Here is a 21,538-nt window from a genome sequence, read left to right as displayed (position 1 = left end):
CCAGCGCCGGGAAGCGCTGCTTATTCGTAGATGCCCACCGGTACGCCCGCCAGTTCAATGGTGGTCTCCGGGGCAAATTTGGCTTTTTGCAGGTAGCCCTTAACGGTGAGGATGCCGTACTTGGGGTTGGCCTTTTCGTCCTCCAGTTCCAGCTCGATGTACCCCCCCGCCGGACTCTGGGCAGAGCCCGTGAGCCAGCCGTCCTCCTCCAGGAGGACAGCCAGATCGGATTTCACATCGTCCAGGCTCATCCCCTCCGGCAGGGTATTGAAATGGATGCACAATTCCACGGTGATTTCTCCTTTTTCGTTTGATGGCGCGGCGGCCTTTATTCCCCGCCCTCGCCCCGCTTCATCCGTTCCGCCTGGTCGGCGGTGACCAGCGCGTCGATGACCTCGTCCAGATCTCCGTTCATGATCGCGTCTATCTTGTACAGCGTGAGGCCGATGCGGTGATCGGTAACCCGTCCCTGGGGGAAATTGTAGGTGCGGATGCGCTCGTTGCGCATCCCTGTACCCACCTGGCTGCGGCGCTCCGCCGTAAGGGCCTCCTCCTGTTCCCGCACCTTCTCCTCGTAGAGCCGGGATCGAAGCAGCTGCATGGCTTTGTCCCTGTTTTGGAACTGGCTGCGCTCCTGCTGGCACTCCACCACCGTGCCGGTGGGTCTGTGGATGAGCCGCACGGCGGAGGAGGTCTTGTTCACATGCTGCCCCCCCGCGCCGGACGCCCGGAAGACCTGCATCTCAATATCGGCGGGGTTGAGGGCAAAGTCCACCTCGTCCACCTCGGGCAGCACCGCCACCGTGACGGTGGAGGTGTGGATGCGTCCGCCGGACTCGGTCTCCGGCACCCGCTGTACCCGGTGGACACCGCTCTCAAATTTCAGGCGGCTGTAAGCCCCTTCTCCGTCAATGGTAAAGCAGATCTCCTTGATCCCGCCCAGCTCGGTGTCACTGAGACTGGTGACCTCCACATTCCAGCGCCGAGCCTCGGCGTACATGGCATACATACGGTAGAGGGAATTTGCAAACAGCGCCGCCTCCTCGCCGCCCACGCCAGCCCGAATCTCTACGATGACGTTTTTCCCGTCGTTGGGATCCCTGGGCAGCAGCAGGACCCGGATCTCCTCCTCCAGACGGGCCACGTCAGCCTTGGCCTCGGTGTACTCCTCCTGGGCCAGCTCCTTCATATCCGGATCGGAGAGGAGGGCTTCCGCGTCGGCAAGGTCCCGCTTGCGCCTTTCATAGGCCCGGTAGGCCGTTACCACCGGCTCCAGCTCCCGCTGCTCCCGGTTGAGCTGTGCCACCCGTGCCGGGTCGGCGTAGGTCTCGGGCGCCGCCAGGCGGGCCTCCAGTTCGGCATATTGATTTTCCAACGCTCTGAGTTTCTCTTCCAGCATACGATATCCTCAAATCAATTTTAATTGCGGTCCAGGAGCCAGGATTTCACCAGTGCGGGAGCTTCCCTCAGATAGCTCTGTACCCGCGCGCCCATATGGCTTTCCGGCGCGGCCAGCGTAGAGAGGGTGTAGGTCCCCTCCCAGACCCGGGCCCACAGAATACGGACCCGGGCCAGATGGAACCCGTTTGTCACCACCAAGACCTGTCCCATCCGCTCTCCATAGCCCTTCTCCTTCAGGAGGGCAAAGGTATTATTGATGTTCTGCCAGGTGTTATGAGATGCCTCCTCCAGCAGGATACGGCTCTCCTCCACCCCGTGCTCCACCAGATAGTCCCGCATGGCGGCGGCCTCGGTGGTGGGCTCGTCGGGTCCCTGTCCGCCGGTCACGACTACGGGCAGTTCCGGGTACTCGTCCAGATATGCTAGTGCGGTATCCAGGCGGTCCCGGAGCAGAACAGAGGGGCCCCAGGACTGCACCTGACAGCCCAAAATGACCATCACGCGCGGCTCTCCCTTTATCTCCGTGCGCGCGCCGGCCAGAATCACTCCTTCCAGCACCCCGAAGACGGCCACACCGAGACACAACAGAATGGTCAGCGCCCGCCGCAGCGTCCGGCCCCTCCCGGCGGGGCAGCGTGCCGTCAGCGCGAAGAGGATCAGAAAGAGCCCGCTCAGGGCCGGGAAGGCGGCAAACTTCCGAATGCTAAAGGGGGCCGCCAGGAACGTCACGGCGGAGGCCGCCAGCACCAGGACGCCCGCCCAGAGCAGCATCTCCCCCCAGCGCCTGCCCTGATAGGGGCGGTACGGCTTTCCTCTCACTCCGCCTTTACCTCCTCCAGCTCAGCGCTCAGCCGTTCCCAAGTGGCGTAGAGATGGGCGATCTCCTCTTCCAGCGCTTCCCGCTGCTCGTAGAGCTCGGTAAGCTTCAGATAGTCACTGGCGGCATCCTCGATCTCCCTCGTAAGATCGTACATCCGCTCCTCCGCTCGGGCGACCTCCCGCTCGACGGCAGCCACCTCCTTTTCCAGCAGCTTTGTGCCGCCGGTGCGCCGGGGTCTTTCTTTTTTCGGCTCCGCCTCCTCCTTCTTGGGCGGAGAAACGGCCAGCTTTTTCTCCTTCCAGGCCCGGTACTCCTCAAAGGTCCCGTCAAAGTCGGTGATTCGCCCATCCTCCAGCATCCAGATCCGGGTTGCGAACTGACGGATAAAATACCGGTCGTGTGAGACAAAGAGCAGATTTCCCGTGTAATCCGCCACCGCTTCCTCGATCCATTCCCGGGAGGACAAATCCAAATGATTGGTGGGCTCGTCCAGGATGAGTAGGTTAATCTTGGCGTCCATCAGCATACACAGCCGAAGTCGGGACTGCTCCCCTCCGGAGAGCGTGGAGACGCTTTTGAACACATCCTCCCCCCGGAAATTGAAGGCCGCCAGCCGGTCCCGCGCTTCCTGGGTCGAGCAGTTCTGGTCGTAGAGCATGGTGTCCACCAGATTCCGCTCCGGGTGGGAGAAGTGAATGATCTGGGGCAGATAGCCGAGGCGCACAGTGGGCCCCAGGCGGATCTTGCCGCTGTCCGGCTCCTCTTCCCCCAAGATCAGTTTGATGAGGGTGGACTTACCCGTGCCGTTGTCCCCCAGCAGGGCAATGCGCTCGCCGCCTTCCACCTCCAGGTCTACGTGATCGAAAAGAGTGCGTGCTCCAAAGGACTTTTTCAGGTCCTTGATTACCATGACCTCGTCTCCGCGGAACTCCCGTTCGCCGAATCTGATCTCCAGTTTCCGGTCCTTTTTGGGCTTGCCCGTCTTGCGCAGGCGCTCAATGCGCTTTTCCATGGAAAAGGCCCGCTTGTGAAGCTTATCGTTGCCCATGAAAGCCCACAGGTGGAGCTTGTCCGCCGCGGCCTGGAGCTGCTCGATCTTGGCCTGCTCCTTTTCATACTGCTTCAGCTTTTCCTCGTAACGGCGCTCCTTTTCCTCTACGTAAAAGCTGTAATTTCCGGCATAAAACTCCGCCTTGCCGTTTTCCAGCTCAATGACCCGATTGACCACCTTGTCCAGGAAGTACCGGTCGTGAGAGATGGTGAGAACGGTGCCTTTGAACCGGGCCAGATACTCCTCCAGCCATTCCGTGGCCCGGAGATCCAGATGGTTGGTGGGCTCGTCCAACAGGAGCACGTCGGTGTCCTCCAGAATAAGACGGCCCAGGTTCACACGGGTCTTTTCCCCGCCGGAGAGGTCGGAAAACTGCCGCTCCCGCATTTCTCCCGGAATATCCAGGCCGTTGCAGACCTTATTGAGGGCGGTCTCGGTGTCGTACCCGCCGCCGGACTCGAAGGCGGCCGCAAGGGCGTCATACCGTTTGAGGAGCGCGGTCTCATCCTCCTCCTGCTCCATACGCCCTGCAAGGAAGGTCATCTCCCGCTCCAGCTCCTTCAGCCGGTCAAAGGCGGTGCGGAGCACCCGATCCACCGTATATCCCACAGGATATACCGGTATCTGGGAGATGAGGCCCACCCGCTTCCCGGAGGCCGTGGACACCTGCCCCTCGTCCGGCTCCAGTTCCCCGGTGAGGATACGGAACAGCGTGGTCTTGCCCGCTCCGTTTTTTCCCAGCAGGCCGACCCGCTCCCCGGTGTCCACCTGAAAGGTTAGTCCGTCCAGGATCCGGTTGCCCACCTCAAACTCTTTACTGACGTTTGACACGGATATGTCTATCATTCGTTTACTCCCGCTGCACAATGTGGTATGATATTACTGAATAAAAAAGAGGAGGCCATTGTAATGAATGCCATTCGCTGGCAGGGAGATTCCCTTGCACTGCTTGATCAGACCAAGCTTCCCGTGGAGGAGGTCTGGGAGGACTACACCGATTATCGGAAGGTGGCCGACGCCATCCGCCGTCTGGTGGTCCGCGGCGCCCCCGCCATCGGGATCGCGGCGGCCTATGCCGTTTGTCTGGCCGCCATGGAGCTCCAATGTCAGGATACCGCCCAGTTCCGCGCCGGCATGGCCCGCGCCGCCAAGGAGCTGGCTGCCAGCAGACCCACCGCCGTCAACCTCTTCTGGGCCCTGGACCGGATGACGCTGGCCCTGTCCGCCGGCGGCGGCGGGCCGGAGGCCATCCCTGCGCTGGTCCGGGAAGCGGAGGCCATCCACCGTGAGGATATCTCCATGAACCGAAAGATCGGCAAATATGGAGCGGAGCTGGTGCCGGAGGGAGCCCGCATTCTTACCCACTGCAACGCCGGGGCCATTGCCACGGGCGGCTTCGGTACCGCTTTGGGCGTGGTCCGGGCCGCCCACGCCGCCGGCGGGGTGGAGATGGTCTACTGTGATGAGACCCGTCCGCTCCTCCAAGGCGCTCGCCTCACCGCCTGGGAGCTGATGAGGGATGGAATCCCCGCCACACTGATCACAGACAGCATGGCGGCCTCGCTCATGGCCCAGGGCAAGATCGACATGGTCTTTCTGGGCTGCGACCGCATGGCGCGCAACGGCGACTTTGCCAACAAGATCGGCACCTACGGCGTGGCGGTCCTGGCCGCCTACCACGGCATCCCCTTCTATACCGTGCTCCCCTCCTCCACCATCGATATGTCCATTCCGGATGGGAAACATATCGTCATCGAGGAGCGGGACCCGGCGGAGGTCACCCACTTCGCCGGCGTCCAAACCGCGCCGGAGGGGATCCGTGTCTGTAACCCCGCCTTCGACGTGACGCCCCACAAACTGCTCACCGGCATCGTCACGGAAAAGGGCGTCATCCATCCACCCTTTGGCGAACGCCTTCTGGAGCTGTTCGGCTGACTTACGGCTCTTTCGTGATCCGCTTCAAATCATCCACCAGTTCCTCAAATGCCATGCCGCGGGAGGCCTTGACCAGAATGGTGGAGTTGGGCTTTACCAGCTCCGCCAGAATGGGCTTGGCCTCCTCTTTTGTCTCGCACCAGTAGACTTGGGGCACCATAGCGTCCTTGGCCGCGTCATAGATGTGCCTCGCCAGCTCCCCCACCGCCACCAGACAGTCGATCCCGGCCTTGCCCAAGTAGGCTCCCACGCCCGCGTGGAGGGTGGGTGCGAATGGGCCCAACTCGAACATATCGCCCAGAACGGCAATCTTATAGTCCCCACCGCTCTTGGATAGGACCTCCACCGCAGCCCGCATGGACTGTGGATTGGCATTATATGCGTCATTGAGGATAGTGATCTCGTCCCCGCGCTTGAGGATATTCATGCGCATTTTGGTGGGCGCGAACCGGAGAACTCCTCTGGCGATCTCCCCGCCCGTCATGCCGAAATGCTCCGCCACCGCTGCGGCAGTGAGCGTAGGATAGAGCATATGGTTCCCAAGGGCAGGGATCTCCACGTCAAACCCGCTTCTTGGCGTCCGCACATGACAGCGGACGCTTTTCTCTCCGTCGCTCTCCACCCCGGTGGCCCGGTAATCCAGACCTTCGGCCGTGCCCACGAGCACGCTCTGGAAGGGCAGCGAGGCCCGCAGAGGCTCCAGCAGCGGATCGTCTCCGTTGAGGATCACATAGCCCTTTTTCGGATCCATGTGCGAAAAGATCTCGCATTTTGCCTTCAAAATGTTCTCCCGGGAGCCCAGATTCTCAATGTGGGAATCCCCGATGTTGGTGATAACGGCCACGTCGGGCTCCACGATGCTGCTGAGATACTCGATCTCCCCGAAGTGATTCATGCCCATCTCGACCACGCAGATCTCGTGGTTGCTGTTGAGCCGCAGAAGGGTGAGGGGCAGCCCAACCTCATTATTGAAATTTCCCTCCGTCTTGAGGACCTTGAACCGCTCCCCCAATACCGCGGCCACCATATCCTTGGTCGTGGTCTTGCCCACGCTGCCCGTAACGGCCACAAAGGGGATGCGGAACTTCTGCTTGTAATGCCGGGCCAAATCCCGCAGCGCCTTTTGGGTACTGCCCACTTTGATATAGAACTTGCCGGGCAGATAGCTCTCCCGCTCCCGCTGGGTAAAGCAGCCCGCCGCCCCGCCCTCCAGGGCTTCGTTCAGGAAGGCGTGTCCGTCAAACCGCTCCCCCACCAGGGGAATGAACAACGCGCCCGGATCGGGATTACGGCTGTCGGTAAAGACGTGCTTCACTGTGAGGTCCAGGTCGCTGAACTCTCCCAGCAGCTTTCCGTCTACAGCTTCCAGTATCTCACGTATTGTCATGGGCTCCATAGCGTACTTCTCCTTCTTTCTGCTCTCAGGGTCACCGGCCCGCCCTTCTGGCCTCCAGGGAGGCCAGAAGGATGCGCTCGCACAGCGCGGCGTAGTCCACACCCACCGCCGCGGCCTCCTGGGGCAGCAGACTGGTGGGCGTCATTCCGGGCAGAGTGTTGATCTCCAGGAACCAGGGGGTCCCCTCCGCATCCAGAATAAAATCGGCTCTGGAGTAGACCGAGAGTCCAAGCGTACGGTAGACCTTCAGCGCCGCCGCGCGGAGCTTGGCCTCGGCTTCCGAAGAGATCTCCGCCGGGCAGACTTCCACGGCCGCGCCAGGCTGATACTTGTTCTCATAGTCATAAAAGCCGCTTTTGGGAATGATCTCAATGGAGGGCAGCGCCTCATCCTCCAGGATGCCCACCTGGATCTCCCGCCCCGCCACGTACTGCTCCAACACGCTACGTCCGCCAAACCGCAGGCCGTCCAGCAGCGCGGCCCGCAGCTCCTTTTTGTCATGGGCGATCGATACGCCGATGGAAGAGCCGCTGTCCACCGGCTTTACCACACAGGGTACAGGAGTCTGGCTGGTGAGCCGGTCCACGTCCCGTTCGGTATACCGCACCGCCTTCCACTTGGGGGTATCTACCCCCGCTCCGGCAATGAGCCGTTTGGTGAGGTCTTTGTCCATGGCGAGGGCACTGCCCAGATACCCCGCGCCGGTGTATGGGATGCCCATAAGATCAAAGGCGGCCTGGACCCGTCCATCCTCCCCGCACTGGCCATGGAGGGCCAAAAATACGATGTCGGCCATGGCGCACAACTCCAGGACCCCGGGTCCGAACTGACTTTTTCCCTTCCCTTTGCGGGAGGCCTTCACGGCCTCCAGGTCAGGGGCGGCCCGGTCCACGTGCTTCCCCGCATCGGGAAGAGGGGCGTCAAAGCGGTCCTCCAGGGTCTTCCCGTCATCCTCCAGGCCAAAATACATGTCTACCAGCGCCGCCTTGTGTCCCCTGCCCCGCAGCGCCTCCGCCACCATGACCCCCGAAGACAGGGATACATTTCTCTCCGGGCTCAGTCCGCCCGCCAAAACAACAATCTTCATCAAATTCCTCCCGAACCGGAACGCTCGATTTCATTTCAGGATATGCGGCACGTCACCCGAATCATACCGTTTGCCGCAAAAGGGATACCGTCTTCACGTAATTAATTATTTTACCACACAGAGGAAAAAACCACAAGTATCCCATTCCCTGCTGGCGCCTGTGTTTTCCGGCTCAATTTGTAAAAATATTTTGCTCCATATCCAGGTCTTTCCCTGCTGTAAAAAATTCTTGCTCTATTTTTGCCCCCTCTTCCCCGTCGAAGGAACGGTTTCCCCTGTTTTTTCAATATCTTTCACTTCTGTTCCAAAGCTGGCACAGCGTTTGCGGAGTAAGAGGGCAACTGCAAAAAAGAGGAACCGAACCACGCATGAACAGCTCTATCGAGAAATTGAGGGCATGCAGGACCGGCTGGCAGCCTGGCGCCGCATGCTGCACCAGATTCCAGAGGTGGGTATGGACCTGCCCAAATACCCTGGCCTATGTGAAAGACCGGCTGAACGAGATGGGCGTGGGCTACACCCAGGCGGGCCGCTGCGGCCTCTACGCCCTGCTGGGCCAGGGGGACGGCACCATCCTGCTCCGTGCCGCATGCGGAACTGCGGTATTTATATTTCAGTTCGTCGAATTGCCCATACAACATTGTGCCGCTCTTGCCATTCAGATATCCCATGAAACCCGACGCCGCTATCTTCGGTGGTATTTCCTCCAACATGTGGATATGGTCTGCACATACCTCTGCTTCCACTATCCCAACACCTTTCCATTCGCATAATTGCCTTAGTATTTTTCCTATTGCCTCTCGCTTTTTTGCTAAAATACTTTCCTGAGATACTTTGGTGCAAACACTATGACGCCATTTAGTCACATCTGAATGTCCTCCCTTTGCTATCTTTAGTTGCAGTTGGCTGACCGCTTCTTCCGTATAGTAAAGGGAGTTTCTTTCTCTTGCTTATCGCCGCAAGCTCTTTTGAATCACTGGCTTAGACCAGTGGTCTTCTAATATACAAAAAAGTTCCAGCCCTGGGAACTTCCCCGGGCCGGAACTCTTTTACTTTTCCAGATCGCTCCGGATCACCATATGGATGTGGTCTTCCCACACCCCGTTGATTTGCAGATATTTGAGGGCCAAGCCCTCTTCATAAAAGCCTGCCTTTCGGGCTACACCAAGAGAGGACAGATTTCGGGGCATGATATTGGCCTCTATCCGGTGCAAGTCCAGTTCCTCAAAAGCAATGCGCACAGTCTCCCGGACCGCCTCAGTCATATAGCCGCGCCTCAGGAACCGCTGGTCCAGCTTATAGCCCAGAAAACAGGATTGAAAGGCCCTGCGCACAATCTGTCCCAGCGAGGTGAGCCCGATGATCTCTTCCGGCGCCTCCCTGCGGGCAATATAAAACCGATAGCCCCGGTCAGAGAGCACGTCTCTCTGCTCCTCCAGCAGCAGGGGGCGCTGTCCGGCTTCACTGAAAAACGCATCCTCTCTCATAGGTTCAAACGGGGTAAGGAACGTCCGATTCCGGCGGTAATAATCCGCGACACGCCCCGCCAATTGAGGGGAGGTCATGGTCAGCAGGAGCCGTCCCGTATGATAGACCGGCCCGATCACTTATTTCGTGCCGAAGATACGGTCTCCGGCGTCGCCCAGCCCCGGAACGATATAGCCGTGGTCGTTGAGCTTCTCATCCAGGGCCGCGCAGTAGATGGCCACATCGGGATGGTCCTTGCGGACGCGCTCCACGCCCTCGGGAGCGGCGATGATGTTCATCAGCTTGATGTGCTTGACCTCATAGTTCTTGATAAACTGGATGGCTGCGGAGGCGGAACCGCCGGTGGCCAGCATGGGGTCGAGGACGATGACGTCCCGCTCGGCGATGTCGGAGGGCATCTTGCAGTAATACTCCACAGGCTCCAGTGTCTGAGGATCGCGATAGAGACCGATATGTCCCACCTTGGCGGAGGGGATCAGTGTGAGGATTCCATCCACCATGCCCAGGCCCGCCCGGAGGATGGGGACGATGGCCAGCTTTTTGCCCGCCAGGGTCTTGAAGGTGCCAGTGGCCACGGGAGTCTTGATCTCCACCTCCCGGGTGGGCAGGTCACGGGTGGCCTCGTAGCACATCAGGGTGGCGATTTCGGAGACGATCTCCCGGAACTCCTTGACACCGGTATTTTCATCCCGGAGTATGGCCAGCTTGTGCTGGATCAGCGGGTGGTCAAAAATGTGTACCATTTCATCCATGTTGTTCTTCCCCTTTACTATTTTCAACTTTGGCAAGCCGTTCACGCTCGGCTTGGGACAGACGATGGTAGACGGGCGCCAAGGCCGCCGCCGGGACCAGCGCCCCCTGCCGGGCCAGCTCCAGTGCCCCGCGCGCTACGCCCCATGCGCTCTGGAGGCGCAGGTGCGGCGGAGCAAGCACCACCGCGAGCCCTCGTTTCGTCAGTTCATTATAACACAGCTCGGCTCCGTCTCCAACCAGTATTTGCGGTTTTTTGCGGTTTTCCAGCTCCAGGGCCAATTCTTCTACAGGGATGGCCCGGTCCGGGCACAGCCGCTCCAGTATACCGCCGCGGGCCTGAAAGCGGGCATTGTAGACCTGATTCCTCCGGGCATCCATAACGGCGCAGAGATCCGCCTCCAGATGGGCCAGCGGCCACGCCATGGCTTCCAGCGTGGAGACGCCCGCGCAGGGCTTGTCCCCCGGCCAGGCCAGCCCCTTGGCCGCGGCCACGCCGATCCGAAGTCCTGTAAAGGACCCTGGCCCCGCCGCCACGGCCACGACCTCCATCTCCTCCAGCGTCAGCCCGCAGTTTTCCAGGAGATCCCGGCACATGGGCATCAGCGTTCGGCTGTGCGTGAGGCCGCTGTGCTGGAAGGATTGGGCCAAGAGCGTCTCGTCCTCACACACCGCCACTGAGGCCGCTGTAGCGGAGGACTCCAGAGCCAAAAACTTCATCTCTCTCCCCCCTCGGTCATCGTGATGAACCGCTGTCCGTCGTTGGCGCCCCGGCGGATATCTACCCGGACACAGTCCCCTTCCAGAGCCTCGGCCACATTTTCACTCCACTCCACGGCACACACGCCGCCCCGGCCCAGGTAGTCCTCCCATCCGATCTCGAAGAGCTCGTCGGCGGAGCCCAGGCGGTACATATCGAAGTGGAACAGAGGGAGCCGCCCTCCATCGTACTCATTGACGATGGTAAAGGTGGGGCTGGTCACCCGGTCCGCTATCCCGAGCCCCCGGGCCAAGCCCCGGACAAAAGCAGTCTTGCCGGCCCCCAGGTCCCCGGTAAAGGCCACCACTGTGCCCGCTTTCAGCCGCGCCCCCATGGACGCGCCCAGCGCCTCGGTCTCTTCGGGACTGTTGGTTGTGTACTCCATCGGCTCTCCCCCCACTATACGCACCACATAAGTCAAAATATTATAACACAGATTCCCTCGCCTGTAAAACCTGTTTACGAAAGCCGTCCGAAGTGGTAAAATATATGTTCCATCACTCCGCAAAGGAGGTGAGGCCCTTTGTGGCTCACCGATAGCGTCAAAGAATTTTTCCGCAAAGCGGACGTGCTTCTCCTTGTGCTCATTGTGGCGGCCTCGCTGTTCGGCGTGGTGCTCATCTACAGCGCCACCCGCTGGATGGGCGCCGCCGGCGCGCGGTTCGTCCCCATTCAGCTCGTCGCCATAGTCCTGGGTGTGGCGGTCTATTTCGTCATGTCCTTTGTGGACGTGGAGCTCTTTACCGAGCGAAGCTGGAAATGGATGCTTTTCTTCAATGTATGCATCATTCTCATGCTCCTCACCCCCTTCGGCGTGGGCAAAGAGCAGACCGGGAACAACAGCTGGCTGGCGTTTCCCTTCCTTCCCATGAATATCCAGCCGGCTGAGGTGGCCAAGATTTTCTTTGTCCTGCTGTTGGCCTTTCAATGCCGCAAGCTTCAGGACTGGGGCATCAGCCGTTTCACCTCGGTGGTGCAGCTGGCCGGGCACTCCCTCTTTATGGCGGCCCTCATCGCCGTGGTCTCCGGGGACTTCGGCATGGTCCTGGTCTATCTGGGCCTCTTCGTCATCATCGCCTGGACGGCCGGGGTCAAAAAGCGGTGGTTTCTCCTTGCCTTGGTGCTCGGAGTCGCTGCGGTCATCGTCGTCTGGCCCCATGTCCCCGGCTACATCCAGGGCCGCTTCACCGTAGTCATCGACCACATCACCGGCAACCCGGACACCTATGTGGAGCAGACCCAGGGCCGCGGCTGGCAGCAGACCCGCAGCATCCTGGCCATTGGCAGCGGCGGCCTTTTCGGTCAGGGCTATCTGCAGGGCACGCAAACCCAGAGCGCTTCGGAAGAGGCGCTCCCCGCCCGGCATACCGACGAGATCTTCGCCGTCTGCGGAGAGGAGTTCGGCATGGTGGGCTGCATCCTGGTCATCCTGCTCCTCACCGCCATCATCCTCCGCTGCGTGTGGGTGGCCCGCCGGGCCAACAGTCCCATGGCGGCCTATGTCGCCATGGGTTACGCCGCCATGCTCCTCCTTCAGACGGTCATTAACATCGGCATGTGCCTGTATGTCTTTCCCGTGGTGGGGCTCACCCTCCCCTTTTTCAGTTCCGGAGGCTCCTCCATCATCACTCTCTATGCCTGCATGGGCATCGTCTCCGGCATCAAGATGCGCTCTCTCCCCAGTTGGCTGCGGGACCGGAGCCAGCTATAGCCACGCGAACGATACGTTGAAAGGCGGTCCGGCATTTGAACCGCCCCCTGTCAAGTAGACAGATGAAAAAAGAAAAATTACGCCACGAGGGTCTGGTTCCTGTAAGCAAGGGGAGCCAGGCCCTTTAACTTAGCTTGAAGCCGCCTTGTATTGTAAAAGTCTATGTATTCGTCGATGGCTTTCTTCAATTCCTCGAAGGTATGAAATTGCCGGAGGTAGTACATTTCAGATTTGAGAATCCCCCAGAAGCCCTCCATAGGGCCGTTGTCGATGCAGCGGCCGGGCCGGGACATACTCTGCGTTGCATGGATACCGTCCAGCTTTGCTTTGAACTGCCGGTTGGTGTACTGATAGCCCCTGTCGCTGTGAAACAGAGGATGGGCGCCGGGGTTGGCTCTCACCGCTCTGTCAAAGGTGTCAAAAACAAGCTGATTGTTGTTGGATTGGCCCAGTGCATACGCAACGATGCTTTTGTCATGGAGATCAAGGATCGCACTCAGGTATGCTTTCTTCCCATTGATAAGTTTGAATTCTGTGACATCTGTCAGCCATTTCTCATTGGGACCATTTGCCGTAAATTCTCTGTTCAATACGTTTTCCGCGGTAACACGCGGTTCTAATATGACATAGTGCTTTTTCTTTCGGCGTATCACGGCCTGCATATGTACACTTTTCATCAGGCGGTAAATCCGCTTGTGGTTGTAGTTTCTTTTGAGCCGGCTGTTCACATTCAGCGTCATACGGCGATAACCGTAGATGCCTTTTACTTCGCTGTACAAACGGATGATTTCTTCCAGCAAGAGGGTATTTTCTTTTTCTGAGGCACTTTCTTCCCGGTGAAGCCATTTGTAGTAAGAACAGCGGGGAATCCCGGATAACGCGCATAACGATGCGATTTCATATCCTTTTTCCTGACGAAGCGTATGGATCGCCTCATAGACCTTCCTGCGGCGTGTGAGCCTGTTTACCGCCTCCCCTCCAGTTCGTTCAATTTTTTTAAGAAATCGTTCTCCATTTGAAGCCTTCTGTTTTCCGCTTCCAGCTGCCGCAGCTTTGCCGCGGCTTTTTCCTCCTCGCTGTATTCGGAAGGAGGGCGGCGTCTCCCCCGGCGGTCAAGCAACCCAGCTTCTCCCTGCTCCTGATATTTTTTGACCCAGCTATAGATCTGCTGATAGGTGATCTTGTACTGTTCGCTGGTCCGCCGGTAGTCCAGTTGATGTTCTAAGCAGTATAGTACTGCCTGCAGCTTTTGCTCCTGCGATAATTTTTCTTTCTCGGCCATATCTGTTTCCTCCCGCGCTCTGCGTGTCTTGAACTCTCTATGGCCTTGATTATACAACGTAATCCATTGTTGTAAAACCGCATGGGAGGAAATCCCGTATTTGCGGCACATGGCATCCAGCGAGCCTCCTCCGCCCATGTAGTCTTCTACTGCCGCCAGCTTCAGTGAGGATGGATAACTTGTAACATGCTTTTTCGGATGCAGACCCGCAGGCCCCTCCGTCTGATATTTCCGCAGCCATGCCTGGAAAGTGCTCAATCGTATGCCTAACTCTTCCCGGATCTGTGTGGAACCCTTACGGATCGCTAGGTAGTCCTCCACAGCCTGAATCTTTACCTCCGGCGGTATTTTGCCTTTTAAACTCATGATAATTGCTCCCTCCGTTTCGACAGTTTAATTTTTTTGCTGTCTACTTCAGAGGGAGCATATCAATTTGCCGGACCGCCTTCTCTCATGCCCTGCTCTTTTCCGCGACCCGGCCGCCATAATCCCTGTCGGCGCGGTTCAGGTAATCCAGCACAGTTTCCCGCGTTTCCCGGGACACATCGCGCAGCTCCGAGGCGATATTTTCCTCCAGGTGCTCCTGCTCCTCCCGCGGGAGCGTGCGGTACCGCTCTCCCGCCTGCGTAAAATCATCCCGGCGGGAAATTCCGGCCCTGACCTGTGTCCCCGCCGTTTCCGCGCCCAGCCCGGAAGACACCTGCTGGTCCGGGGTCCAGCCTTCCTGGCGATTAACGGGTATCTTCCGAAAATCCGTCCCCAGACGGCGGCGTTGGGCATCCCAGTACACGACGGATCGCCCCTGCAGCAGTTTGTCGTCAGAAAACTCCGCACCGGGGAGCAGATTGGCCGGGGAAAAAGCCAGTTTTTCCACCTGCTCCCGGTAGTTCTCCGGATTCCGGTTCAAAATCAGCCTCCCCACCGGCTGGAGCGGATAGTCCTCTTCGCTCCACACCTTGGTGGCATCCAGCGGGTCATAGGGCAGACTTTCAGCGTCCGCGGGGTCCATAAGCTGGACCCGCAGCTCGTATTCCGGCCCTTCTCCCCGGGCAATGGCCTCGTACAGCCCCCGCCCCGCCACGTCCGGGTCCCCTGCCAGGGCGGCAGACTCCGCCGCCGTCAAAAACTCCGTCCCCGCCTGGGGGAGCCAGTGGTATTTGACGTATCTCCTCTTTCCCGCCGCATTTCGCCAGACGTAGGTGTTGACCCCGTAGGTCCGCAGATGGCACAGGCTTTTCACGGTCCCCGCGTCCGAGTAAAGCCATGTGACGAAGTGGAGCGCCTCCGGCGCATGGGCCACAAACGCCCAGAATCGCTCCGGGTCCCTGAGGTTGCTCCCCCGCGCGGGCCCCAGCGTCCGGATGAATTCCGGAAAGCGCATGGCGTCCCGCACGGAGAATACGGGGAGGTGATTGCAGAGGAGATCAAATACGCCGTTGCCGGTGTAAAATTTGGTGGAGAAGCCCCGTACGTTCCGAGATGCGTCAGGTGTGTCCCGGCTGCTAACGGCCAGGGAAAAGCGGGAGACCGTGGGCGTCTGCTCCCCCACCCGCTGCAGAAAGGGCAGCATGGTATATTCCCCCATGGCCCGCCCCGTCTCAAACTGGCCAAAAGCCCCCCATCCCTTTGCGTGGACCGCCCGTTCCAGGGGCTTTTCATGGATAAAGCCCGCCAGCGTCTCGTGCAGCGCTCCATCCAGCAGCACCACCGGCCCGCCCGCCCCCACTGTCTGGCTGTGGGCAGAGGGCTCCTCCTCCGGCATGGGAGGAGGAGCGCTGTCCGTCCGCTCCCACGCCGTCTCCCCCTGCTCTTCAGCGGGCGCCGCCTCAACCAGGGGTGCGGGTTCCGTCTCCCTCTGCCGTACCAGGGGGGCGGGAGGCTCCTGCGGCAGACGCTCCGGAATGGGGGGCTCAGGTGCCGTACTCCGGGTCACGGGAATATAGGGTTCTCTGCGCGGTGTGCTGCCAGGCAGGTAGGGTACCCCTTTCCGGGGGCGGTTATGTTCCAGTTGATACCATCCATTGGACATAGCAAGACCTCCATCCATGTTGCATCATCACCCAATCCTATGCGTCTCCACCCGAAAAAAGACGGCAAAGGCGCGCCGCCTGCCGTGGCGGCGCGCCTCTTTATCTAAAATAGACTCAACTGCACACCCTCCGCCCTGGGGCGCCGGGGCGCGGCCGTTTCCCGGCTCACATACCGGGCCGGGAGGTCGTCCAGGAAGGGGGAGGGCTCCGGGCCGGTGAGCAGAATCAGCTCCTCCCTGGCCCGGGTCATGCCTACGTAGAAGAGCCGGCGCTCCTCCGCCTTATCCGTGGGATGCCGCTCCGACTCCAGCGGAATGGTCCCCTTGTTCGCCCCGCAGAGAAACACCACCGGGAATTCAAGGCCCTTGGAGCCATGGAGCGTCATCAGCGTCACCGCCCCCGACGCATACCCCAGTCCGGCGCTGCGCAGCAGGTCCCGCTCCTGGCCCAACGTCAGATTTTGAAGCAGGTCAGCCATATCCCGATAGAAAACCGTCATATTCAACAGCCTGCGGATTGGTTCCGCCCCATCGCAGCCTGCGCCTTCCGCCCAGTGCTCCAGCAGTCTTCCGGGCTTTTCCCCCCGGAGGCCCGGCATCGCTTTCAGCGCCAGACGGCTCCAGCTCTCCACCCAGGGAGCTTGGGCGTATCTCTCTCCCAGCGTCCGGACGCGCTCCTCCACGGTCCCCTCCAGCATCGTCCACTGTGCGGGGACGGCCTCCGCCAAGTCCGCCGGGCAGTCCAGCCCCAGCGTCAGGGCGGAACGGAAGGACAGCGTGTCCTCCGGCTCCATCAGGTGGCGGAAAAAGCACAGCGCGCCCCGCACCCGTCCGTCGTTCAGGAAATCCTCCCGGCCCGCCACCACACAGGGGATACCGTCCCGACTCAGGCACTGCTCCAGCAGCTCCGCCTGCCGCCGGGTGCGGTAGAGCACGGCGATGTCCCCAAAGGCACGCACCGCCTCCCGGTCCGGCGCACCGCCCCTCTGGGCCGCCAGCATATCCACGCCCCCCACCATGCGCCCGATCTCCTTGGCCACAAAGATGGCTTCGGAGAGGGGACTCTCCACCGTGAGGACGCGGACAGGCGCGCCTGTGGGCCGGACGGCCTCCAGCACCCTGGGCGCACCGCCGTTTCGTCCGATGACCGTCAACGCACAGCCCACGATCTCCGGCGTAGAGCGGTAATTTTTGACCAGTCGAACGGCGGCCAGGTCTTTCAAATCCTCCTCCACCCGCTGGAAGCACCCCGGGTCGGAGCCACGAAAACCGTAAACAGACTGGTCCGGGTCCCCGATGACAAAAAGGCTCTTTCCCTTCCGTCCCCAAGCGCGGAGCAGCCGGCTCTGCACAGTGTTGCAGTCCTGGAACTCGTCTACCAGCAGGTGCGTGAAGCGCCGCTCCGCCGAGGCCCTGGGGCCGTCCTTCTCCCACAGCTCCAGCGTCTCCAAGAGCAGATCGTCAAAGTCCAGAAGTCTTAACTCCCGCAGATGAGCGCAATAGGCGTCGAATACCTCGTTCTCCAGCTCCGTGTCCAGGCCGTTTTTCCGCCGGGAGACCTCCTGGAGAAGCTTCCCCGGCTTGAGATCCACGCCCAGCGCACATCTCACATCCTCCGCCGCCTCCAGCGCCTCATAGCTTCCGATCAACCTGACGCCCTGGGGCCGTTTGGAGAGAAGGTCCAGACAAATGGCATGGAAGGTCCCGATGGTCATCCCATGGACCGCCCGCCTGCCTCCCAACCGCTCCTCCAGCCGTTCCCGGAGCTCCCCCGCGGCCTGATTGGTAAAGGTCACAGCGGTGATCTCGCCGGGCTTCACGCCCCGCTCCTCTATCAGATAGGCGATGCGGGCCACCAAGGTCTTGGTCTTGCCCGTACCCGGCCCCGCAACTACCTCCACCGCCCGTGCCTGGGCGGTCACGGCTTCCCTCTGTTCCGCGTTGAGGCCTTCGCCGGCGGGCGCTGCGTACACCGGCTCCGCCATCCGCTTGGCCGCTTTGGCCGCCCGGCCTCTGTGGGCCGCAGGCGCCTCCCCCAGGCCAAAAAGGCTCACCTGGCCGTTCAGCGCCTCCCGTTCCGCGGGCTCCAGCAGGCCGATCACGCCATAGGCTCCGTCATAGCCGGGCATCCGGCGTACCTCTCCCTTTCTCAACCGGCGGATCCCCTCTGCCACCAGGGGACCGGCCACCTCACCGATGTCCGCCTCCGGCACCTCCCGCAGGATGTGAAATTCCGGCCCCAGCTCCCGCAACATGCGCTCATACTTACGGTTCACCTTGCCGCCGGCGGCTGAGCCCCCTTCCGAGGCGGCAATGACCTCCGGCAGAGGCACCAGGCTCTCAAAACTCTTGGCATCCGGCTTCACATAGTCCTCCGCCCGGTCTGCCAGCTCTTCGACCCGATGTAGAACACCGATGGTCAGCTTTTTCCCGCATATCGGACAGCGTCCCCCGGCGGCCTCCGTCTCCTGGGGAGACAGGCACATCCGACAGCTCCGGTGCCCGTCCAGATGATATTTCCCCTCCTCCGGGAAGAACTCGATGGTGCCCGCCAGGCCCTCTCCCGTCTCCATCGCTTTTGCCAGTTCCGGATAGGAAGGCCGGATGTCCAGCAGGTTGGCCTCCCGCCCCAGCTTGGCCGGGGAGTGCGCATCTGAATTGGAGACCAGTTGATATTTGTCCAGGGCGGAGAGCCGCCAGTTCATGGGCGGGTCGGAGGAGAGCCCCGTCTCCAGGGCATGGATGCAGGGCGTCAAATCTTCGAAGCAGTCTTCTATGGCGTCAAATCCGGAGAAGGCTCCGAACAGGGAGAAATGGGGCGTCCAGATATGGGCCGGAATAAAGACGGCCTCTGGGCAGGACTCCAGCGTGATCTCCAGCAGGTCCCGGGTATCCAGGCCCAAAATGGGTCTCCCGTCGGAATGGATATTTCCGATAGCCTCCAGCTTCCGCGCCAAGACATCGGCCGCCTCCAGGGAGGGCAGCAGGATCAGGCTGTGGACCTTCCGCGTCCTGCCGTTTTTCTTATAGATGGTACTAATCTCCCCCGTGACCACAAAGCGCGGCCGGACCTCCGGGGCAGTGTCCTCCCGAAAACGGACGTCCTCCCGCAGCGTATAGAGCCCCTCCTCTGCCGGGACCAGCTTCTCCATGAGCTCGGCCCGCCAAGCCGGGTGGGTGAAATCCCCGGTCCCCACCAGAGAAATGCCCTTCCGTCTGGCCCAGAAATCCAGGTATTCCGGCACACAGTCCCGGCTGGTGGCTCTAGAGTATTTGGAGTGGATATGCAGATCGGCGATCAGCATGGCGACCATCCTCCCCATGGAAGTTTTTTCTCATCATACCCTTTTTTCGCCTTTCCTGCAAGGGCTGGACAGCGCGAGGTGGGTGTGGCATAATAAGGGGCAATACATCCGCTCGGAGCGGCGTGTCAAAAAATCTTTCCATCCAATGACACGCCCTCTCAGCAGAAGATCGTGAGGGATCGCGATGGATCGGATTCGTATGACAGGCCCTGAGAGCCCTTATTATAGGCAAGCCATGGAGCTGTACGCCGCCGGCTTTTCCCTCCATGAGCAGCGCAGGCCGGAGGAGCAGATTCAGGCCATGAGGGATCCCGCCTTCCACTGCGATGCGCTGGTGGAAAGTGGGACCTTCATCGGGCTTCTCTTCTATTGGGAGGCAGTGGGCGTCACCTATGTGGAACATTTTGCCGTGGTGGAGGCCCTGCGGAGCTCCGGTGCCGGCTCCCGTGCCTTGGCCGCGTTCTGTCCCGCCCACGCCCCCGTGGTATTGGAGATCGATCCGCCTGTGGACGCCGTCTCCACCCGTCGGAAAGGCTTTTATCAGCGGCTGGGCTTCGCCGAAAACTCCTACGCACACCGCCATCCGCCCTATCGTACGGGATTCGCGCCCCACCCGCTGGTCGTCATGTCCTGGCCCGAGGCCCTTTCGCCAGAGGCTTACAGCACCTTTTCCCGTATGCTCTCTCACCGCGTCATGCGGTATGCCCAGGTGGGAATCAGCCAGCTTGCAGCAACCTAACCCAGGGCCACATCCAGCACCATCATAACAAGGAAGCCCGCCATAACGCCCAGCGTGCCCACATTGGAGTGCTCGCCCAGATGGGCCTCCGGGATGAGCTCCTCCACCACCACATACATCATGGCGCCGGCGGCAAATGCCAGCAACCAAGGCATCACCGGCGAAATACCGCCCGCCACAAGAACGGCCAGGACGCCGAAAATCGGCTCGACCACGCCGGAGAGGCTCCCGCAGAGGAACGCCTTGAAGCGTCCCATCCCCTCCTGCCGCAGCGGCAGGGATATGGCGGCCCCCTCCGGGAAGTTCTGAATACCGATCCCGATGGCCAAAGCCATCGCCGCGGTATAGAGGGCCGCGTCGCCTCCGTGCTGGGCCGCCAGGGCGAAACTGAGTCCCACCGCCATGCCCTCCGGGATGTTGTGCAGGGTGACGGCAAAGACCAGAAGGGTGGTCCGCTTCAGATCCGTCCTGGCCCCCTCCGGGTCCTTGGCGCCGGGGTGCAGATGGGGCAGCAGCCCGTCCAGCAGCATGAGGAACGCCACGCCCAACAAAAAGCCGCCCGCCGCCGGGATCCACCCCGGCCAGCCCGCCGCTTCCGCCTCTTCTATAGCAGGGATGAGCAGGGACCAGACCGAGGCCGCCGTCATCACACCCGCCGCAAAGCCCAGGAAGATACGCTGCATCCCCGCTGTGGTCCCCTTCTTGAAGAATAAAACGACAGAAGCGCCCAAGGTGGTCATTAGAAAGGTGAATCCTGTGCCGCCCGCCGCCCAATAGACAGATTCCATTGTTCTGCCTCCTTTCTCCTCCCAGTATAACAGAATTGCCGGGAGTCGGAAAGCTCCGACTCCCGGCAATTCCATACCTGTCTGGGCTCTTTTCCATCATGCCCCGGACGCCTGCAGAATAATCGGTTCCCTGGCCTCCTTCTGAAGGGTCCTGCAACAGATGTGTTCGATGCTCTCCTCCGAGAGCGCGAACAGGCAGGACACCGCGTCCCGGCGGGCGATCTGATCGTCTACACCCAACTCCTGAAGGAAAAATGCCTCTAACAGCGCCGCTTTTGTATAGAGTCGGTTTGCCGTCCGAATCCCTTCCCCGGTGAGCTGGACCTGTCCATAGCGGCGCTTCCGGACAAAGCCGCCCTGAGACAGCACGCCCATCATATGGACCACGCTGGCCGGAGAGACCTCCATCATCCGCGCAATATCCACGGAGCGCACAGCGCTTCCACCGTCGCTCAACTCATAAACCGCAACCAGATAGCGCAGGGCCGCATTGGAAAATTCCATCTCAGGACCGTCCTTTCTCAGAATCCGGCGAACCCGCCGCCGAAGCTTCTGCACTGCTCCAGGCCGGCGTCGTCCGGGGTCTCATTGATGATCAGCCCCTCGTCGCCGTACAGCTTGGCGCCATCCTTCCCTGCGCGGTCCCACCAGTCCCGCATCCACTGCCCGTCGCCCCAGCCATAGGAGCCGAAGAGGGCCACCTTCTTCCCCGAGAGGCTTCCCTCGATACTCTCGAAGAAGGGCTCGAACTCGGACTCCTCCAGCACTTCGGCACCCATGGCCGGACATCCCAGGGCCAGCAGGTCGCAGTCCTGCACATCGCTCCCCGAGGCCTGAGAGACCTCCAGCACCTTCACCTCCGCGCCGGCGGCCTGAGCGCCCTCCGCGACGGCGCGGGCCATGGCCTCGGTGTTACCGGTCTGGGACCAGTAGATAACAGACATCTTGCTCATAACATTACCCTCCACAATATATTGTTCATCTTGGGAAACTCAC

Annotated in this window: 20 protein-coding genes and 1 pseudogene; 3 read left to right on the top strand and 18 right to left on the bottom strand. The window is 60.6% G+C overall.

Annotated features, from left to right (window positions below):
- Positions 1–20: 20 nt before the first annotated feature.
- The 4 genes from SRB521_RS07355 to abc-f are packed head-to-tail and all read right to left on the bottom strand — an operon-like array spanning position 21 to position 4,118.
- Complete coding sequence (locus tag SRB521_RS07355; protein ID WP_033119002.1) at positions 21–290, bottom strand: hypothetical protein; 270 nt, start codon at positions 288–290, stop codon at positions 21–23.
- 38 nt (positions 291–328) lie between these two features.
- Positions 329–1,399 carry a peptide chain release factor 1 gene (gene prfA, locus SRB521_RS07350; protein ID WP_371824765.1) on the bottom strand — a complete coding sequence of 357 codons (1,071 nt, stop codon included), beginning with the start codon at positions 1,397–1,399 and terminating at the stop codon, positions 329–331.
- Between the two features lie 20 nt (positions 1,400–1,419).
- Positions 1,420–2,220, bottom strand: a complete 801-nt coding sequence (locus tag SRB521_RS07345) for a YdcF family protein (protein ID WP_242943924.1) — start codon at positions 2,218–2,220, stop codon at positions 1,420–1,422.
- Entirely contained in the window at positions 2,217–4,118 is a 1,902-nt protein-coding gene (gene abc-f, locus SRB521_RS07340; RefSeq protein WP_075704001.1) for a ribosomal protection-like ABC-F family protein, read from the bottom strand. The genes SRB521_RS07345 and abc-f overlap by 4 nt, the downstream gene beginning before the upstream one ends.
- Before the next feature lie 63 nt (positions 4,119–4,181).
- Between abc-f and mtnA the strand changes: the two genes are divergently transcribed.
- A complete protein-coding gene (gene mtnA, locus SRB521_RS07335; RefSeq protein WP_075704002.1) occupies positions 4,182–5,207 on the top strand; it encodes an S-methyl-5-thioribose-1-phosphate isomerase in 1,026 nt (341 codons plus the stop codon).
- Position 5,208: 1 nt separating this feature from the next.
- Here the strand turns inward: mtnA and SRB521_RS07330 are convergent, their stop codons facing one another.
- From SRB521_RS07330 to tsaE, 7 genes and pseudogenes are all read right to left on the bottom strand, one after another.
- Positions 5,209–6,603, bottom strand: a complete 1,395-nt coding sequence (locus SRB521_RS07330) for a UDP-N-acetylmuramoyl-tripeptide--D-alanyl-D-alanine ligase (protein WP_075704003.1) — start codon at positions 6,601–6,603, stop codon at positions 5,209–5,211.
- A 31-nt stretch (positions 6,604–6,634) separates the two neighbouring features.
- A complete protein-coding gene (locus SRB521_RS07325) occupies positions 6,635–7,690 on the bottom strand; it encodes a D-alanine--D-alanine ligase family protein (RefSeq protein WP_033118998.1) in 1,056 nt (351 codons plus the stop codon).
- Between the two features lie 596 nt (positions 7,691–8,286).
- Positions 8,287–8,540 (bottom strand): annotated as a pseudogene (gene tnpA / locus SRB521_RS07320) (IS200/IS605 family transposase); the annotation flags it as partial.
- 199 nt (positions 8,541–8,739) lie between these two features.
- Positions 8,740–9,297 (bottom strand): GNAT family N-acetyltransferase, encoded by a 558-nt coding sequence (locus SRB521_RS07315; protein WP_242976594.1) that lies wholly within the window; start codon positions 9,295–9,297, stop codon positions 8,740–8,742.
- Complete coding sequence (upp, locus tag SRB521_RS07310; RefSeq protein WP_033118995.1) at positions 9,298–9,930, bottom strand: uracil phosphoribosyltransferase; 633 nt, start codon at positions 9,928–9,930, stop codon at positions 9,298–9,300.
- Positions 9,923–10,648 (bottom strand): tRNA (adenosine(37)-N6)-threonylcarbamoyltransferase complex dimerization subunit type 1 TsaB, encoded by a 726-nt coding sequence (tsaB, locus tag SRB521_RS07305; protein ID WP_116722456.1) that lies wholly within the window; start codon positions 10,646–10,648, stop codon positions 9,923–9,925. The genes upp and tsaB overlap by 8 nt, the downstream gene beginning before the upstream one ends.
- The gene (gene tsaE / locus SRB521_RS07300; protein WP_058117789.1) at positions 10,645–11,073 is read right to left on the bottom strand and encodes a tRNA (adenosine(37)-N6)-threonylcarbamoyltransferase complex ATPase subunit type 1 TsaE; all 429 of its coding nucleotides are present in this window, start codon (positions 11,071–11,073) and stop codon (positions 10,645–10,647) included. The genes tsaB and tsaE overlap by 4 nt, the downstream gene beginning before the upstream one ends.
- A 138-nt stretch (positions 11,074–11,211) precedes the next feature.
- On the opposite strand from tsaE, the gene SRB521_RS07295 reads away from it, so the two are divergent.
- A complete protein-coding gene (locus SRB521_RS07295) occupies positions 11,212–12,399 on the top strand; it encodes an FtsW/RodA/SpoVE family cell cycle protein (RefSeq protein ID WP_116722455.1) in 1,188 nt (395 codons plus the stop codon).
- A gap of 77 nt (positions 12,400–12,476) precedes the next feature.
- On the opposite strand, the gene SRB521_RS07290 is transcribed toward SRB521_RS07295, so the two are convergent.
- From SRB521_RS07290 to SRB521_RS07275, 4 genes are all read right to left on the bottom strand, one after another.
- Complete coding sequence (locus tag SRB521_RS07290) at positions 12,477–13,391, bottom strand: IS3 family transposase (RefSeq protein ID WP_242976610.1); 915 nt, start codon at positions 13,389–13,391, stop codon at positions 12,477–12,479.
- Positions 13,364–14,047, bottom strand: a complete 684-nt coding sequence (locus tag SRB521_RS07285; RefSeq protein ID WP_116722673.1) for a helix-turn-helix domain-containing protein — start codon at positions 14,045–14,047, stop codon at positions 13,364–13,366. The genes SRB521_RS07290 and SRB521_RS07285 overlap by 28 nt, the downstream gene beginning before the upstream one ends.
- An 85-nt stretch (positions 14,048–14,132) precedes the next feature.
- Positions 14,133–15,710, bottom strand: a complete 1,578-nt coding sequence (locus SRB521_RS07280; protein WP_242976559.1) for a catalase — start codon at positions 15,708–15,710, stop codon at positions 14,133–14,135.
- Between the two features lie 104 nt (positions 15,711–15,814).
- The gene (locus tag SRB521_RS07275; RefSeq protein ID WP_116722080.1) at positions 15,815–19,015 is read right to left on the bottom strand and encodes a UvrD-helicase domain-containing protein; all 3,201 of its coding nucleotides are present in this window, start codon (positions 19,013–19,015) and stop codon (positions 15,815–15,817) included.
- A 184-nt stretch (positions 19,016–19,199) separates the two neighbouring features.
- On the opposite strand from SRB521_RS07275, the gene SRB521_RS07270 reads away from it, so the two are divergent.
- Complete coding sequence (locus tag SRB521_RS07270) at positions 19,200–19,754, top strand: GNAT family N-acetyltransferase (RefSeq protein ID WP_075704006.1); 555 nt, start codon at positions 19,200–19,202, stop codon at positions 19,752–19,754.
- Here SRB521_RS07270 and SRB521_RS07265 read toward each other — a convergent pair.
- From SRB521_RS07265 to SRB521_RS07255, 3 genes are all read right to left on the bottom strand, one after another.
- Positions 19,751–20,542 carry a ZIP family metal transporter gene (locus SRB521_RS07265; protein WP_116722079.1) on the bottom strand — a complete coding sequence of 264 codons (792 nt, stop codon included), beginning with the start codon at positions 20,540–20,542 and terminating at the stop codon, positions 19,751–19,753. The genes SRB521_RS07270 and SRB521_RS07265 overlap by 4 nt on opposite strands.
- A gap of 96 nt (positions 20,543–20,638) precedes the next feature.
- A complete protein-coding gene (locus SRB521_RS07260; RefSeq protein ID WP_075704008.1) occupies positions 20,639–21,046 on the bottom strand; it encodes a metal-dependent transcriptional regulator in 408 nt (135 codons plus the stop codon).
- A 17-nt stretch (positions 21,047–21,063) separates the two neighbouring features.
- A complete protein-coding gene (locus tag SRB521_RS07255; RefSeq protein WP_033118989.1) occupies positions 21,064–21,495 on the bottom strand; it encodes a flavodoxin in 432 nt (143 codons plus the stop codon).
- Positions 21,496–21,538: the final 43 nt, after the last annotated feature.

The sequence above is a fragment of the Intestinimonas butyriciproducens genome (genome assembly GCF_004154955.1).
GTDB lineage: Bacteria > Bacillota > Clostridia > Oscillospirales > Oscillospiraceae > Intestinimonas > Intestinimonas butyriciproducens.
The sequence above is the reverse complement of the archived record's forward strand: the minus strand, read 5'-3'. Positions and strand labels throughout refer to the sequence as shown.